The sequence below is a fragment of the Clostridioides sp. ES-S-0010-02 genome (assembly GCA_020641055.1).
Lineage (GTDB): Bacteria > Bacillota > Clostridia > Peptostreptococcales > Peptostreptococcaceae > Clostridioides.
This window is the reverse complement of record CP067345.1, coordinates 3,740,902-3,756,507: the sequence shown is the minus strand read 5'-3', so window position 1 is coordinate 3,756,507 and position 15,606 is coordinate 3,740,902. Positions and strand designations below refer to the sequence as shown.

Below are 15,606 nucleotides of genomic sequence, written 5' to 3'. Positions count from 1 at the left end.
CGGAAAAAATAAAACTATATCACTGAAAAATAAAAAAATACATATAAATAATTTAATATAATGATTTCTTATTGTAGATATATCCATTTTATTTTCCTCCTCAATCTTTATTCTAAAATTTTAACAAATATACAGGTTACATACTATTAATCTCACTATGTTTTTGTCAATGTTGAGTTGCATCCTTGTAACAGCAAGTATTTCATATAAGTTTTATTATTCAATAAAGTAACTTAAAGTTATGAATTTAAGAAAAATTTAATATCTAAGTATGGTGCAGAGTATAAAATTAAATGTAGGTCTAAATTAGATGATTCTATCTCTTTATTTTATATAGTTCGATTCCTAAAAGAATTATTTTAACATTGTTGAAATAGAAACAAAAGTTTAATATAATATTGTTAATGCACTAACGGGTGGGAGGATATATACCATGAATAAAGAAGAACAGGTCATGATGGGTTTTAGAGATTTACTAAATAAGACTGTTTGGCTTAATAAATTTAAGATGGAAGAGAGTCTCAAGGGTTATAAGTCTTCTGAAGTACATTGCATTGAATACATTGGAAGAAATGTAGACTGCAATGTGACAAAACTGGCAGAATACTTTTATATGACTAGAGGCGCCATAAGTAAAGTAACTAAAAAGTTAATAAAAAAAGGTGTTATTGAAAGTTACCAGAAGCCTGATAATAAAAAAGAAATCTATTTTAGACTTACTGAGCAAGGTAAAACAGTTTATAATATCCATGAGGAACTTCATAAAGAGTTTCAAGAACGTGATAAAGTTGTATTTGAGCAGGTAACTGATGAACAATTTGACAGTATGATTAGCTTTGTCGAAAATTATAACCGACATTTGGATGAAGAAATAAAAAAACAGGGGATAATATTAAAGTAGAATAAATCAGAATAATGAAAATGAAATCATATACAGCCTAACTCTATTGAGAATAGGCTGTATTTTTATTGTTACCTATTTTGTTGACAAGGAAACAAAAAAATGATACTATAAATATGTTTCCAAGGAATCAAAAAACGAATATAGGAATATACCCCCAAATGAGGCGAAATGATAAAAGATGAACATGCTACTAGGGAAATAAAATAATGAAAAAAGTAAAGAGGTAAAGACGTAAAAAGGTAAAAAAGTAAAAAAGAAATAAATAAATATGTTTCTAAAGGAAACAAAATTATAATTTTTGAGAGGAGAATTTAAGTGTTTATATTTAAATCAAACAATGAACAGAATACAGAACAAATTGTAGATAAAAAGGCTTTGATATTTGGTCTTATATCTGCGTTTCTTTGCGGAATCGGATTCACTATCATAGCACCTGTCGTTCCATTCTTAGTGCAACCTTATACAAATAGTCCAGAAGAACAAGCTATAGTTGTTACAATGCTAACTTCTGTTTATGCAATCTGTGTGTTTTTTGCAGCTCCTGGGCTTGGAGCTTTGAGTGACCGATATGGACGTCGTCCATTACTCTTATTATGCCTTTTGGGTTCTGCAATAGGGTACTTAGTTTTTGGAATAGGAGGAGCTCTATGGGTATTATTTGTTGGACGTATAATAGAAGGTGTAACAGGTGGGAGCATAAGCACTATCTTCGCATATTTTGCAGATATTACTCCTAGAGAACATAGAAGTAAATACTTTGGATGGGTGAGTGCATTTTCAGGTGTAGGCTGTGTTATTGGTCCAACTGTAGGTGGATTACTTGCTAAGTTTGGTTATTCTGTACCCATGTATTTTGGAGCAATAATAACTTTACTTAATGTTATTTATGGATTTCTGTATATGCCTGAGAGCCTTGATAAGAAGAATAGATTAAAGTCGATTACACTTGCAAGGCTAAATCCATTTATACAGCTTGCAAATGTACTTTCTGTAAAAAACTTAAAAAGGCTACTTTTATCAGCATTCTTACTTTGGATACCAAATGGGTCTTTACAGTCAGTTTTTTCACAATTTACAATAGACACTTTCAATTGGAAACCCGCACTAATTGGACTTGTATTTTCAATTATGGGTATACAAGACATCATTTCACAAGGTTTTATAATGCCAAAGCTTTTGAAAAAACTTAGTGATGTACAGATAGCAATTCTTGGAATGGTTTCAGAGATTATAGGTTACAGTTTTATTGCAGCATCAGCCTTGTTTTCGTTCTATCCTATTTTTATTGTTGGAATGTTTATATTTGGTTTTGGCGATTCTATCTTTGGACCTTCATTCAATGGGATGCTATCCAAGTCTGTCGATTCTAGTGAGCAAGGGAGGATTCAAGGTGGTAGTCAATCCATTCAATCTTTAGCAAGAATAATTGGACCTATCATTGGAGGTCAAATCTATGTATTTCTTGGTCATGCGACACCTGCTTTTATGGGCATGATACTTATAGGAGTGGCAACATTAGTTTTGTATAAAGGGACACATGTAAATGTGTAAACTTTGTAAAATATAATAAGTAAAAATTCACTTTATGGAGCAGTTGATTTTAATAGATTGACTGTTTTTTTGTATTATATTATTTTTAATTAGATAAATTTGACTTTAAAAGTTTTTTATGATGACTATGTGTCCAGTTATGCACTTTTATCGACTAGTTACACAGTTTGCGTTGAATGTTTAGAAAATTCGTACTATTATATAAATAAATTTAAGCATATAAGGAGGTTTGTTATATGAATATTTATTGTGGAGGATGGTCAAAATTTAGACCAGTAAAAAAATAAGAAGTAGAAAAATAAGAAGTAGAAATATTCAATTAAGCTGTAGAAATGTTAAAAGATGTTGATTATGAAACACTTATCGTTGCTACTTAAGTTGTAGCAGGTACAAATTTAAAATTTATTTGTAATGCTACTGCAATTACAAAGGCACCTAAGGATTATTTAGCAGAAATTATGATTTTCAAAGCTCTTCTTTGTGAAGAAAAAAGTAGAACATGTAATTAGATATATAAAATAAAAAATATAATTAGATATATAAAATAAAATAACTGTGTTAGTAAAGGCTTTATTTTACAAGCACAGTTATTTTAATATTAAAAAATTTTATAAAAAAGGGAGAAAATACATGGGAGAAAAAAATAAGCTTTTAGAAGAAATCAAAATCCTACTAGATGAAGGAAAAGTAGCAATAGATAAAGCTATAAATAAGAATCTAATTTTGATTCTTGGAGGCACAGGTTGTGGGAAAAGTACAGCAATTAATTATCTTGCAGGATGTGAAATGAAGGAAGTAGAAGATGAAGATACTGGTATCTCCTATATTGAATGTGTAGACCCTGTTGCAGAAATTGGCTCAGGAGCTGTTTCACAAACTTTGTATCCAAATATTGTAGATATGAGAAGAGAAGTAGAAGGAATGGATGCAAAATTATGTGATACTGCAGGATTTAGTGATAACAGAGGAGTAGCACATGACATTAGTGCAGCAGTTTCGTTAGGAGAGGTGTTTAGAAATTCTGCATCTATATGTGGAGTAGTTGTACTAATACCAGAAGCAGATATATTAGAGGCTAGACTTACAAAAGTACTTGATTTATTTCAACAATTAAATATGTGTCTTCATAAAGAGAATTTTAGAGGAAGTATTACTTTCTTTATTTCTAAAAGCTTTTTAGGAAGAACAGAAAAACAAATATATAATGTGATTAGAAAAAAATACGAACAATTGTGTGAAAGTCCAGAAAATAATATAAAAGATAAAGCTTGGTTATTTGAAGAATTGCTAAAAGGAGAAGGAAAAAATATTCATCTTTGTAAACCACTTGAAGCAGAGCAAAGAGAAGGATTATTAAAAGAAGTAATAAAATTAGAAGAAGTAAAAGATAAAACATCAGCATTCCAATATCCAATCAGTGCAGATGCAAGATTAGTTTTAGATACATTAATAAAAGATATTCAAAGTAGTGTAGTATCTAGACTAGAAGTTTATGTCAAGGAATATACAGAAGACTTTATTAAGAAGGTTGAAAGAGTAACAATGATTCAAGAAATGTCAAAATATGAAAGAGTAGTAGACATATTTAAAAACTGGTTAGAAAGTTCAGTTAATGCAGAGAGTATTACTTTAGATAAATTTATCAATTTATTGTCAGGAGAAAGTGGATTATTCTTGGAAGACACATGTATAAAATTACAAAATGAGATAAGAAGAAACTTAGATATAATTAAAGATTTAAATAAATATACAGACCATGGAAATGCTGAAATTTCACTATCTTCTGTATATATGGAATCTATTATAGAAAAAACAAGTAAAAGTATAATGGAACAAAAATTTATTATTATAAGAAAGAAAATAGAAGAGATTTTAGTTTCTTATGAGGTACAAAAACAGGTATGGACATTATCAAATAGAGATAAATTGATGGAAGTTGCAAATAAAACAGACTACATATATAGTAAACGTGATTTTGAGCCTATTTTAAAGAATCTTACAGATAGAAATAGTGAAGAATTAGAAGCAAATATAACAAGATTAAATGCATATGGAGAAAAAGGAAATGAAATAATTAGAAATCTTGTAAGTAAATATATTTTAAATCCATTTATAATAAAATCATTTATACTTAAAGAAAAGACGGTAATAGAAGTTAAAGCATTAATTAAAAACTTGGTAATTAGCAGTGTTTTAGAAGCTTTTAGAAATAGAAATGTGGGAGATGATGTCTCTACAATTATGTTTTTAGCTAAAGACACTATCTATATGGATATTAATCTTGGAATGGATTTTGCATCAGAAAAAAATATCATTATTTCTTGTGAGAATCTTGATGTAAGTAGTAATTCTAAGATTAATGTAAGTGGAAAGAGTGGAAATCTTATAGATAATTCTATATATGGAATCAATGGTGAAGATGGTAGAGATGCAGGAAATATTTATTTGTACATTAAAGAAGAAATTAGAAACTATCGCCTTACACTAATAGCAAATGGAGGAAATGGTTCAAGAGGAACAGATGGTAAAGATGGTGTGGCTGGAAGCACAGGTAGAAATGGAAGTGATGCAGGATATACAAGTTATTTCTATGGACAAATGTTTAAAGGTTATTTTGCAGAAGGAACAAGTGGTGCAAAAGGAGGAAAAGGAGAAAAAGGAGGAAATGCTGGAAGAGGTGGAAATGGAGGAAGTAAAGGAAATATTTACTTCTTGGCAGATTCAGATAAAAAGAGAGAGAAGTTAATCAGTTGTTGTGATATAACAGTAAGAGATGGAGAAAGAGGTCCAGATGGAAGACCAGGATTTGGTGGAAGTGGAGGAAAAGGTGGTCATCATGGTTATAATACACTTTCATTCTCTCCAAGTGCTATAGATTCTACTGTATACTATACAGGATATTTTAAAAGTTGGGATTATAAACTAACTAGTATTACTAGTTATCGTATAACTCTTGAAGGTGGAAGTTGGGAAAAAGGAAAAGAAGGTCCATCAAGAGAGTATGCTGATTATGGAGATAGAGGAGAATCTGGAGGATATAATAATCCAAATTATAAAAAATCAACAGCAGTTTTAAAAGTTGAAGAAAGCTTTGTTAAAGAGAAATATCAAAACTATTGTGCTGAAGTATAGAAAGGGATGGATATATGTCAAATGAATTGTATAATGGAATCATAAATCTTTTGGAAAATGGAAGGAATGAACTGGAAAGATACAATTTAAAAGAAAAATCGATTTTGTTATTCCTGGGTGCTTCAGGGGTTGGAAAAAGCACTTGTATCAACTATTTAAAAGGTTGTGATATGGAAGAAAAAACAGATGCGGAAACTGGACAAGTGTACATCACAGCTAAAGATTCAGCAGTTGATATTGGTAATGGTGTATATTCTAAGACTTTATGCCCAGAAGTTGTAGATATTGAAAATAAAGCATTTTCTTTATGCGATTGTCCTGGATTTTTTGATAATCGTGGAGCAGAGTATATGATTGCAGGAGCAATGCTTGTAAGAGAAACTATATCTGCATCTTTAAAAGTAAAAGGTATAGTAGTCATTTTAGACTACCAGTCTTTACTGGACTCTAGACATACACTGTTAATTGATACAGCTAAAAACTTAAAAGATATGTTTAATGAATATACACAGTATAAGGAAAATTTTTTCTTTCTTATCAATAAAATACCTAAGCCACTTAGTGGTAGCGTGACAAAAGAGAAAGTTAGAAATATACTGAAAAAAGTAAAAGAAGACCTAGATAGCCAAGAAAAATATTATGAAGGTTATAAGGAACTGGTATATCTGTTAAATGTGGTACTAGCAGATAATGTTTCTATAGAATTGTGTAATCCACTAGACACAAAGCCAGAAAATCTATTGAGAGAATTAGAAAAACTTCCAACTACTTTCAAGAAAACTGATATGGGATTAATGCTTACTGCTTCTTGTAAAATGGAGATACAAAAAGCTGTTGACACAACATATAAAGAACTAGAAAAACTTCTAGCTCCTTATATAGAAAGTGTAAAAAAGGCATTAGAAGATTCTATTTCCATTTTATCTTCTATAGAAAATCTAAAAGAAAAAAAATCTCAGTTGGAACAAATGTATCAGAGTTTATGTAAAACAAATAGTATTGAAGAACTTATGGAGTTTGTACAAGGGCTTTTCTATGGTGATGGAGTGCAAAAAGTAAATATATTAGAAAAAATACACCTTGTTCTAGAGCTAAATAGTTACTGCAAAGAAACTAATATTGTCGGTCTAAGTGAATTATTAAAGTCATTATTAAATACAACACTGGAAGATACATTAAAATGTATTAAATACTGGATAGCAGAGAAGGAATTGGAACAAGAAGAAGCTGAGAAGCTTCTAGATGCAGAATACAGAAGAGAAAAAATCCAAAATTGTACATATATAAAATCATATGAAAAAGATAAAGTGCTTTCTATATATATTCCTGTACCTAAAGTGAATTTATCAGATTTAACTAAAATAATATCTGGCTATAAACTTAATGAATTATCATCTATATATATGTATGGAGAGTGTGAGCTAAAAATAGATTGTGATATGAAGAAGGATGTTTTCTCAGGTAAAAATATAGTTCTATTAGTTGAAAGATTATGTATACCAAAAGGTTCTTATTCAATTAATGTTTCTGGAAATGACGCAAAAAAATTGGATGGAGAAAGTTCTATTTATAACGGAATGAATGGAAGAGTCGGAAATAATGCAGGAACCTCAGGCGATATTTTAATATCTTTTAAACATATACAAAAAGAAGGCGAACTTAAGCTTTATGCTGACGGTGGACAAGGTGGAAATGGTCAAGATGGAAAAGTAGGAGAAACAGGAGCATCTGGAGTAGCTGGAGCAAATGCAAAACTAGGCTCTAAACCAGAGAAAAAAGAGTTTGCTGAGGAAAAAGGTGCAAAATACTATATAATAGAAGCAGAAAAAGGAAAACAAGGAAATACTGGAGGAACAGGTGGAGATGGTGGAAATGCTGGTCTTGGAAGTAAGGCTGGACAGATTTATCTCCTTGGAGAAGCAACAGTTCTAAAAAGTTCTATAAGCCAAATAGACGGAAGACATGGCTTAGCTGGAAAAGGCGGTTCTGGAGGAAAAGGTGGAGCTGGGGGTCTTGGAGGAATCCGCGGAATTTTTGAAGAAGCAAGAATGTATACAGGAATTTCTGGTAAAACGGGTTATAGTGACATAAACTATTACTATTTTGATAGATATGTGATAGGGAGTGGTTCAGATAGTGAGGAAACAGCAGATGATGGAAAGGCATTAGATGATCTTTATACAAAACACAAGGACTGGACAATTAAAAAGCTTGCAGACTCAGGTCTAGATGGAGCACAGGGAAAAGAAGGAAATCCTGGAAAGTCATTAGTAGAAAACGAATTGTTAAAGCAAGAGTATTCTCTATCAATGGATACATTTTTCTATCAATTCTTTGAAAGATTTGGTTTTTCTGGAAGTAAAGGATATAGAAATCTTAAACTTTTATGTGCAGTAGGAATTTTAGAAGCTGATATTTTAGAAATTTCGCATATTTATGAGATTTTTAATGCAGTTGAGAAAGTGGAAATGCAGTTAAATAGAGAAATTCTTCAGAAGTATTATAAATTTGATAAGAAAAATAAAGAAGTAATTTCTTTAGATGATATGCATATTAAGAAAGCGTTTTACCAAGAAGCAAAAGAGATTTATGACTACCTTATAAATAAATTGATGCAGTCTAATAGAATAGAAGCTTTTGTAAAAGAAAATCAGAGTTTTAGTGAATGGAGTATGATTTTATTTGCATTAGAACAGAAGGCAGCATTTTACATGCAGATGATAGAGGAAGATGAAATTGGAGGAAATCGTGTTACAGATATTCGAACTCTGACAGATTATCTAGAGAAGACTTTAAAAGAATTGGAACAAGGAAAGAAAGATGAATTAAAAGAATCATATTTCAATACCTATAAGGAAAGTGTTCTAACTCAAATTAACTCAGGAAATCAACAGATAGAAGTTTTGAAAAAAGAGCTTGAAAATAAAATGCTTTCTGTTGGAGCAAAAATGAATCTTTTGATTCAAGAAATTCTAAAGATAAAAGAAGATGAAAAAGAAGATATAAAGAAACTAGAAGAAAAGAAGGAAAAACTTCAAGAACAGATGAAAATACAACTAATTCTTTCTGGAATACAGAGTGCATTGAGTTTACTATCATCATTAAGTGGTATTGGTCAAGCGTGCTTAGGAGCTTTTGATAGTGCAAAATCTTTAAAAGAAAATCTTTCAGCTAAGGAAGAAGAGTATCAATGGACTAACAGAATGGTTAATTTTTCAGATTTCAAAATAGATTCTGAAGGTATGAGTTTTGTCCTTGGAACTCAGTTAAATGAAGATAGAAAGAATGCTTTAGGAGCAATGACAAATAAACTAGTCGGTGTTGATGATGGAAAGAGAGAAAATTTTAATAAAATTAAAGAGATTATGACTAAGTCCTTAGATAATAATGACTACCAAGGGAAAGAAAATGACATTGCAGTAGCAAAAAATGGCTTGGATGAAGGCGAATATGAAAAGATATACAAAAGCATTCAGAAAAAAGAAATGGGTATGTTGGAAGCAAATTATAGTAATAAACAACAAAAAGATAAATTGGTTGCACTAGAGAAGTGTAAAGCATCTATTGAAAGACAGCAAAAAACAGCAACTATTAAAAATGTATTAAGCATTGGTAGTGCAAGTTGTTCTTTTATTAATACAGCAATTAGTAGTGTTAATAATTGTCTAAATGTAAAAGCTAGCTTTGAAGATAAAATAAAAGTAGTTAAAGATGCGATTAAGTCAAAAGAGGATAATATTAAAAAACTAGATAATTTAAATATTCAGATGGAAGAGTTCAAAAATAAAACATTGAAAGAATCTATTATACCATTTGTAGACGGATTTGATACTACAGTTAAAAATCAGGATATTTTTGAAAATGAAATAAGCAGACTAAAAATGAAAGATGTCCTAACTGAATTAATTAAGAAGTTTGAAATCTTGAAAATGGAAAATTCAGAGGATATTTCTGGGATTTTCAAAAAAGTACAGGATATGATGGATGCTCAGATTATTATTACTGATAAGATTGACAAGAAAAAAGATAATCTTGCAATGGGAGAACTGATTTATCAAATGTCAGACAGTGGTAACCAGATGAATGAGTATCAGAAAAAGCTTATTCATCAAATTGAATTGAATCAGATTAGATATTTGTGCCAATTGGAGGCAGCAGCTTTTCAATTATGGACATTTCCATTTGGAAGCAATATAGTAAATATCTTAAATAGATGTCATGTAGGGATAACAGAAAATGAAGATGAGGTGCTAAAGCAGGCAAAGGAACAGAATAGACAAATTAAAGAGTTTTTAGTTCAAGATACTTATCAATGGCAAAAGACAGATAATCATATTTTGAAAATACCATTAGCAGGAAGTTTAGCAGGAAAATCACGTGTGGGATTTGAAAATACATTTTCTTTATATGATTGTAATGAAGAAGAAGTGAAAAAGCTTTTGACAGGAGAAGAAATTAGCTTTGAAATTCCACTAAATCAAAACTATGATGCAATGAAATATGTGACTATTTATGCAAATATACCTAATCTTAGACGAAATATTTTAGATGATAGTTTAAAAATAAATGTACATATGCATTTATATGATAAAGGATATTTTTCTCTATATGATGATAACAAAGATATGCACTATCAATATGTATTTCCACAAAATTATATCGATATTACACATGGCTTGGATGTTAAATATAAAAAAGATGATGATTCAGATTCAGTAAACTCTATCTGGTCTTCAATAGAAGATAAAGGAATAGAAAAGTTTAAAAATGCGGGATTAAATTCTGGTAGAAGCCCATATTCTATGGCTAAGCTTTCTTTGAAAGCACATTTTAATAAGAAGCTTTCTTATGACCTATTGACAAGTGAGCAGAATAAAAAGCTAGAGTCATATTTTGAGAAGAGTAGCAAAGATGCATGGAATCAGAGTATAGAGAGCTTTAAAAAACTTGGATACATTGATAAAAGAGGCGTTTTGTTAAAAAACTGGTCTGAAATTAAAAAGGATATGGATAACAATGGAGAAATTATGAAGTATTTCTCTATATTACAGGCTGATTTGTGGGAAAAAATTATATATGAGCAGATGAGTATACTGAAAGAGAATATACCAAATCTGACAATTGAGTTTATTGGTTGTGGTATCTATGTAGAGTCTGAATTTAACTATCTAAAACAAAATGAACTAAAATGCTATGAACAGAGATTAATTGAAATATAGCGGTTTTAAGTGAGGTTTAAGGAAGGGTGTTTTTAGTAGTTAAGTAGAAATATTATGGAAATTTAGTCAAAAAAGCACTTTTAAATATTACTGTTTAATTGTTTAAAAGTGCTTTTTTTAATATGAATTATAAATTTTTTATGTATAAATGTGTTATACAAGGGGGGTTAATTGTAGTTATAAGTATTAGGTTTATCTAATAAATTTGTCATACTGTTTAAACTTATTCCAACAGTAGAAGCATTATGCAAAAACGCGGATGTACTTGGTCTAATAAATCCACCTACACCAAGAAAAATCAAACCTAAGTTGAAAGCAATAATAAACTTAGAACTTAAACCAATTCTTTTCATAAGTTTATTGCTAATCTGTTTTAAAGTAATTAAATTATTTAAATTATCTGCTGATATAGTAATATCTGAAATTTCTCTTGCTATTTCAGCACCTTCACTCATTGCAATTCCAACATCTGACTCAGATATAGCAGGGGAATCATTGATTCCGTCTCCAATCATAATAACTTTACGACCTTTTAGTTTTTCATCTTTAATAAAATTGGCTTTGTCTTCTGGTAGAACTTCTGAATAATACTCATCCACTCCAATTTTACTAGCTATAGACCTAGCTGTTTTTTCACTATCACCAGTCATCATTACAATTTTTTTGAGTCCATATTCTCTTAAGTTTGAAATTACATCTTTAGCTTCTTTTCGTAAAGGGTCATTAATACAAATAACAGCTGATAATTTTCCTGATATTGCCATAAATAGGTGAGAATATTCGTCTGAAAGATTATTATATTTATACTCCTCGCCATCTGGTATAATACATTTTTCATCTTCAAATACGAAGTGTTTACTACCTATTATAACCTTTTTATTATCGACTTTTGTTGAAATACCATGTGCAATAATATATTCTACTTCTGTATGCATTTCCTTATGACTGAGACCTTGTTTTTCAGCTTCATGAACTACTGCATTAGCTATAGAATGTGGGAAATGTTCCTCTAGACAAGCAGCTAGTCTTAACATATCTTTTTTATTATAATCTTGGAAGGTAATTATATCTGCAACTGTTGGTTGAGCTTTTGTCAATGTGCCTGTTTTATCAAATACAATAGTATCTGCATAGGCAACATTTTCAAGGAATTTCCCACCTTTTACAGCAATATTATAATTGTTACATTCTCTCATAGCTGATAATACAGAAATAGGAATAGATAGCTTTAATGCACAAGAAAAATCTACCATCAAAATAGAAAGTGCTTTTATAGGATTTCTAGTAACTGCATAAGTAAATAGCGTTCCTAAAAAACTATATGGAACCAAGGTATCTGCTAGATGTTCAAATTTTCCTTCTACAGAAGACTTAAGTTTCTCAGATTCTTCAATCATAGTTACAATTTTTTGAAATCTTGTAGTACCAGCTTTTTCTTTGACACACATTACAATATTACCTTGTTCTATTACAGTTCCAGCATAGATGTAAGAGCCTTCTTTTTTATTAACTGCAAGAGATTCACCTGTAAGAGAGGCCTGATTAATCATTGCTTCACCAGATTCAATAATTCCATCTAATGGAATCATATTTCCCATATTTACACTAACTAAATCGTTTTCTTTTATTTCTGAAATTGGGACTAAAATTTCATTATCATCCTTTTTTAACCATACTTTTTCAATATTTAATGACATGCTTTGAGCTAAATCATCTATAGATTTTTTTCTAGTCCATTCTTCTAGTAATTCGCCTATACCAAGAAGAAACATCACTGACCCAGCTGTATTTATGTCTTTCCTAAAAATGGAGATACCTATTGCAGTTGCATCCAAAACAGAAATTTCTATCTTTTTATTTAGTAAAGAAGATATACCTTTTTTGAAATATTTTATAGAGTGAAGTCCTATAAAAAAAAATCTTAAATATTTTGGGAAAAATATCTTAGATACACTCTTTATAAATAGCTTATTTACTAATTTATCTCTGTAGTAATTATTTAACTCTCTACCAGTGTGTTCAGGGACTAGTTTTTCTATTTCGCTATTGTTGAAACTGAACTTAGTGATTTCTTTTATTATATAGTCTCTTTCACCTGTGTAATAAATAACAGCGTCACCAGTTCTATCATAAACCTTTGCTTTGGTAACACCATTTATAGAAGTCAAATAATATAGTAGAGTATCTGCCTGTTTGTTATTCAATTTACCAAGTTGTAAATCAAAACGTATACGACCTCTGATTTCATGCTTTATATAAAGATTCAATTTACTTCCTCCTGATACTATTAATCATAATACTTGATATTATTAATCATAACACCTGATATTATTAACCATAATAATCGTTAAATTTATTCTGCTGTGCAAGTACTATTTTTTTCTACAGTAGTATTTTCCTTGATGTCTTCACATTTAATGCTATCAGAATCAGTATTTTTTTCTACAGTTTGTACATTTTCATCTTTAATAGTTTCTTGTACAACTTTAGTATCTTCCTGTACATTTTTTGTTTTAGATGAAGATAATTCTTCTAGTTCATTGATTTCTTTTGCCTCAGCTAAAATATCTTCCATATTTTCTTGGATTTTAGTAGTTGTTTCAAGAACAGAATCCTTAACTTTCAACGCTCCAGCAGTTGCTTTAGTACAAGACTTTTTTACACAATCACTTGAAAGTATTTTGACACCTACAGTACCTAAAAGTACTCCTCCTAAAAATATCCCTGTTTTTTTCATTTTTAAAATATTCATTTTATCATATCCCTTCATTAAGTTAAATTTTATTTATATATCTTATGTATAAAGTAATAAATGTTAAAAATAGAGCGCGATTTTACAAAAGTAGTATTATATAGTTCTATTATGTTTCGAGAGTCCTATACGCTTTTGTATAATCCTATATATTTTTGTATAGTTTTATGTGTTTTTTATATAGTCTATATAATTCTTTTACATTTTAATAATTCTCTTATATTTTAAAGAATTATCATGTATTCTAGAAAATTCTTGATATTTATTTCGAAAATTAAAAAGTTAATAATAATTGTTATTAATAGAATTGTAAAATCATATGACATTTATTACCATTTATGCAATTAAGTATAGCACGCATGAATGTAACTTTCAACAGAAAATGATAATTTATATCAATTAATTGGCTTATTTTATGAAAAATATTATTTTATCACTACTCAAGGCTCAATTATTGATAACACATTCCTATAAGCATTACATTGCTTAGAGAAACAAACTTATTCTTGTTTATAGTTGATTTTATTATATTAAATCTAATTTTTAAACAATATTTGATGATAGTAGGTAGATATGATGCTGAAAAGAAAAGGGAGTTATTAGAATAAAAACACAGGTAAAATATGGGAAAGTATATGTTATAATATTTATAGCAAGAAGATGTAACCTATAATTTAAGAGTGGAGTTCATACTAGGATAAAACCTACTTCCTAATGAAAGGAGGTGGGAAGTATGAATAACTTTTTACTTAATGTAATAGCTGGCGTTGTTGCTAGTTTAATATTTTACTTAATTTGTAAAGTATTTACGAAAGTAAAAAGCCACTCAACTCGTGGCAAGAGTAAAAGTGGCTGGGAATTTGATTTTAAAATCAAGTTCCATAAGTTCAAATAGCTTCATTTAATTATGAACTTCACTCTACGACGAAATAGATTGTAGTTCTTCTTGCTTTTATTATACCACAAATTGGTACAGATATTCAAAAACAATATTTTTACTCTTATAGAAATTTGTTAAGTATAGTTATCCTTTTATGAGTGCATTTTCGATTGCTTTTTTTATAACTTTACTTGAATTTGTTGCACCTGATACAGCATCTACATCTACTTTTTGCTTGTTAAGTACTTTATCAATAACTTTTTCTGTTTTTTTCCTCGTTCATTTTTATGTTCCAAAAGATTAATGTTTAAAATTTTACCACTTTTTACAGTGACTTCTACTTTAGCAGATATGATATTTATATTACATTCTCCAACATAGGTTCCATCAGCAATGTCAGAGATATTTACTTTTTTAAAGGTCATATTTTCCACTGTTTGTTTGTAATTGTATTTGGTAATTGTTTTGAATATCTTTTGTTTTAATTTAATTTCAGATATATTCAAATATATAAAGTAATAATGTCTATTATAAAAAATTGTATAGTTGTATATTTGTAGATTTATCTTATCTATTTGGAAATAGAGCGATAAAGCATATCAAATCCGTGTTTAAGAAATTCCTGTTTAGAAAGTTTTACTTCTTGTTTGATATAAGCTTCTTTATTTGGTGCTGTCTGTATAATGCCAGATAACATTCCCAACAGTGAAAATATAGTAGGCATAATTTCAATATCTTCTCTAAGCTCACCTGATAAGATACCAGTATTTAGTAACTGTTTTATTTTTTCATTGATTTCTTCACCAACACGGAAGGTTTCTTTTTCCCCAGGTGGGTAGTCTGTATTTTCAAAGTCAATGTTGATTTCATCGAGGGCTATTTTAAAACTTATTGCATAGAAAAACACCAGAGATATGACAATGTAGTGTTTATCATTTTCTGGTGCTATTTATATTAAATTATTTTAAAATTCTAACACTGTCGTTTTCAATTAATATTGCTTGATTATCATTAATAGCTTTTAATTATAAAGTTTTAGAATACGCATTTACTATTTTTTCTACAGCTTTTCCAAATTCCCAATTTTGGGAATGTGGTACTACATAAAAATCAATTGAATTTAAACTAGAGTAGTCCTTTAAGTAGGGAGTTTTTTCCATATCGTCTA

The 15,606-nt window shown here is 29.4% G+C and carries 8 protein-coding genes and 1 pseudogene; 5 read left to right on the top strand and 4 right to left on the bottom strand.

What is annotated here, in order from left to right; genetic code table 11:
* The first annotated feature begins 433 nt into the window (after positions 1-433).
* The 4 genes from JJC01_17450 to JJC01_17435 all read left to right on the top strand — a co-directional run bounded on the left by JJC01_17450 (position 434) and on the right by JJC01_17435 (position 10,806).
* On the top strand, positions 434-901 hold the full coding sequence (locus JJC01_17450; GenBank protein ID UDN57924.1) for a MarR family transcriptional regulator: 468 nt from the start codon (positions 434-436) through the stop codon (positions 899-901).
* A gap of 318 nt (positions 902-1,219) precedes the next feature.
* Positions 1,220-2,455, top strand: coding sequence for an MFS transporter (locus JJC01_17445; protein UDN57923.1), 1,236 nt, complete (start codon positions 1,220-1,222; stop codon positions 2,453-2,455).
* A gap of 630 nt (positions 2,456-3,085) precedes the next feature.
* On the top strand, positions 3,086-5,587 hold the full coding sequence (locus JJC01_17440) for an ATP-binding protein (protein ID UDN57922.1): 2,502 nt from the start codon (positions 3,086-3,088) through the stop codon (positions 5,585-5,587).
* Positions 5,588-5,601: 14 nt separating this feature from the next.
* Positions 5,602-10,806, top strand: a complete 5,205-nt coding sequence (locus JJC01_17435) for a 50S ribosome-binding GTPase (GenBank protein ID UDN57921.1) — start codon at positions 5,602-5,604, stop codon at positions 10,804-10,806.
* Positions 10,807-10,973: 167 nt separating this feature from the next.
* Here JJC01_17435 and JJC01_17430 read toward each other — a convergent pair whose 3' ends face one another.
* Together JJC01_17430 and JJC01_17425 are read right to left on the bottom strand one after the other, a co-directional pair.
* On the bottom strand, positions 10,974-13,073 hold the full coding sequence (locus JJC01_17430; GenBank protein ID UDN57920.1) for a heavy metal translocating P-type ATPase: 2,100 nt from the start codon (positions 13,071-13,073) through the stop codon (positions 10,974-10,976).
* Positions 13,074-13,159: 86 nt separating this feature from the next.
* Complete coding sequence (locus tag JJC01_17425; protein ID UDN57919.1) at positions 13,160-13,558, bottom strand: hypothetical protein; 399 nt, start codon at positions 13,556-13,558, stop codon at positions 13,160-13,162.
* Between the two features lie 733 nt (positions 13,559-14,291).
* Here JJC01_17425 and JJC01_17420 point away from each other — a divergent pair.
* Complete coding sequence (locus tag JJC01_17420) at positions 14,292-14,453, top strand: hypothetical protein (protein UDN57918.1); 162 nt, start codon at positions 14,292-14,294, stop codon at positions 14,451-14,453.
* Between the two features lie 129 nt (positions 14,454-14,582).
* On the opposite strand, the pseudogene JJC01_17415 reads toward JJC01_17420, so the two are convergent.
* A pseudogene (locus JJC01_17415) lies at positions 14,583-14,863 on the bottom strand (FMN-binding protein).
* Positions 14,864-15,009: 146 nt separating this feature from the next.
* Positions 15,010-15,345 carry a hypothetical protein gene (locus JJC01_17410; GenBank protein ID UDN57917.1) on the bottom strand — a complete coding sequence of 112 codons (336 nt, stop codon included), beginning with the start codon at positions 15,343-15,345 and terminating at the stop codon, positions 15,010-15,012.
* Positions 15,346-15,606: the final 261 nt, after the last annotated feature.

Excerpts from the sequence above, each read along its gene's own strand:
- JJC01_17435 (UDN57921.1), top strand. The coding sequence starts at position 5,602 with ATGTCAAATGAATTGTATAATGGAATCATAAATCTTTTGGAAAATGGA.
- JJC01_17425 (UDN57919.1), bottom strand. The coding sequence starts at position 13,558 with ATGAATATTTTAAAAATGAAAAAAACAGGGATATTTTTAGGAGGAGTA.
- JJC01_17420 (UDN57918.1), top strand. The coding sequence starts at position 14,292 with ATGAATAACTTTTTACTTAATGTAATAGCTGGCGTTGTTGCTAGTTTA.
- JJC01_17450 (UDN57924.1), top strand. The coding sequence starts at position 434 with ATGAATAAAGAAGAACAGGTCATGATGGGTTTTAGAGATTTACTAAAT.
- JJC01_17440 (UDN57922.1), top strand. The coding sequence starts at position 3,086 with ATGGGAGAAAAAAATAAGCTTTTAGAAGAAATCAAAATCCTACTAGAT.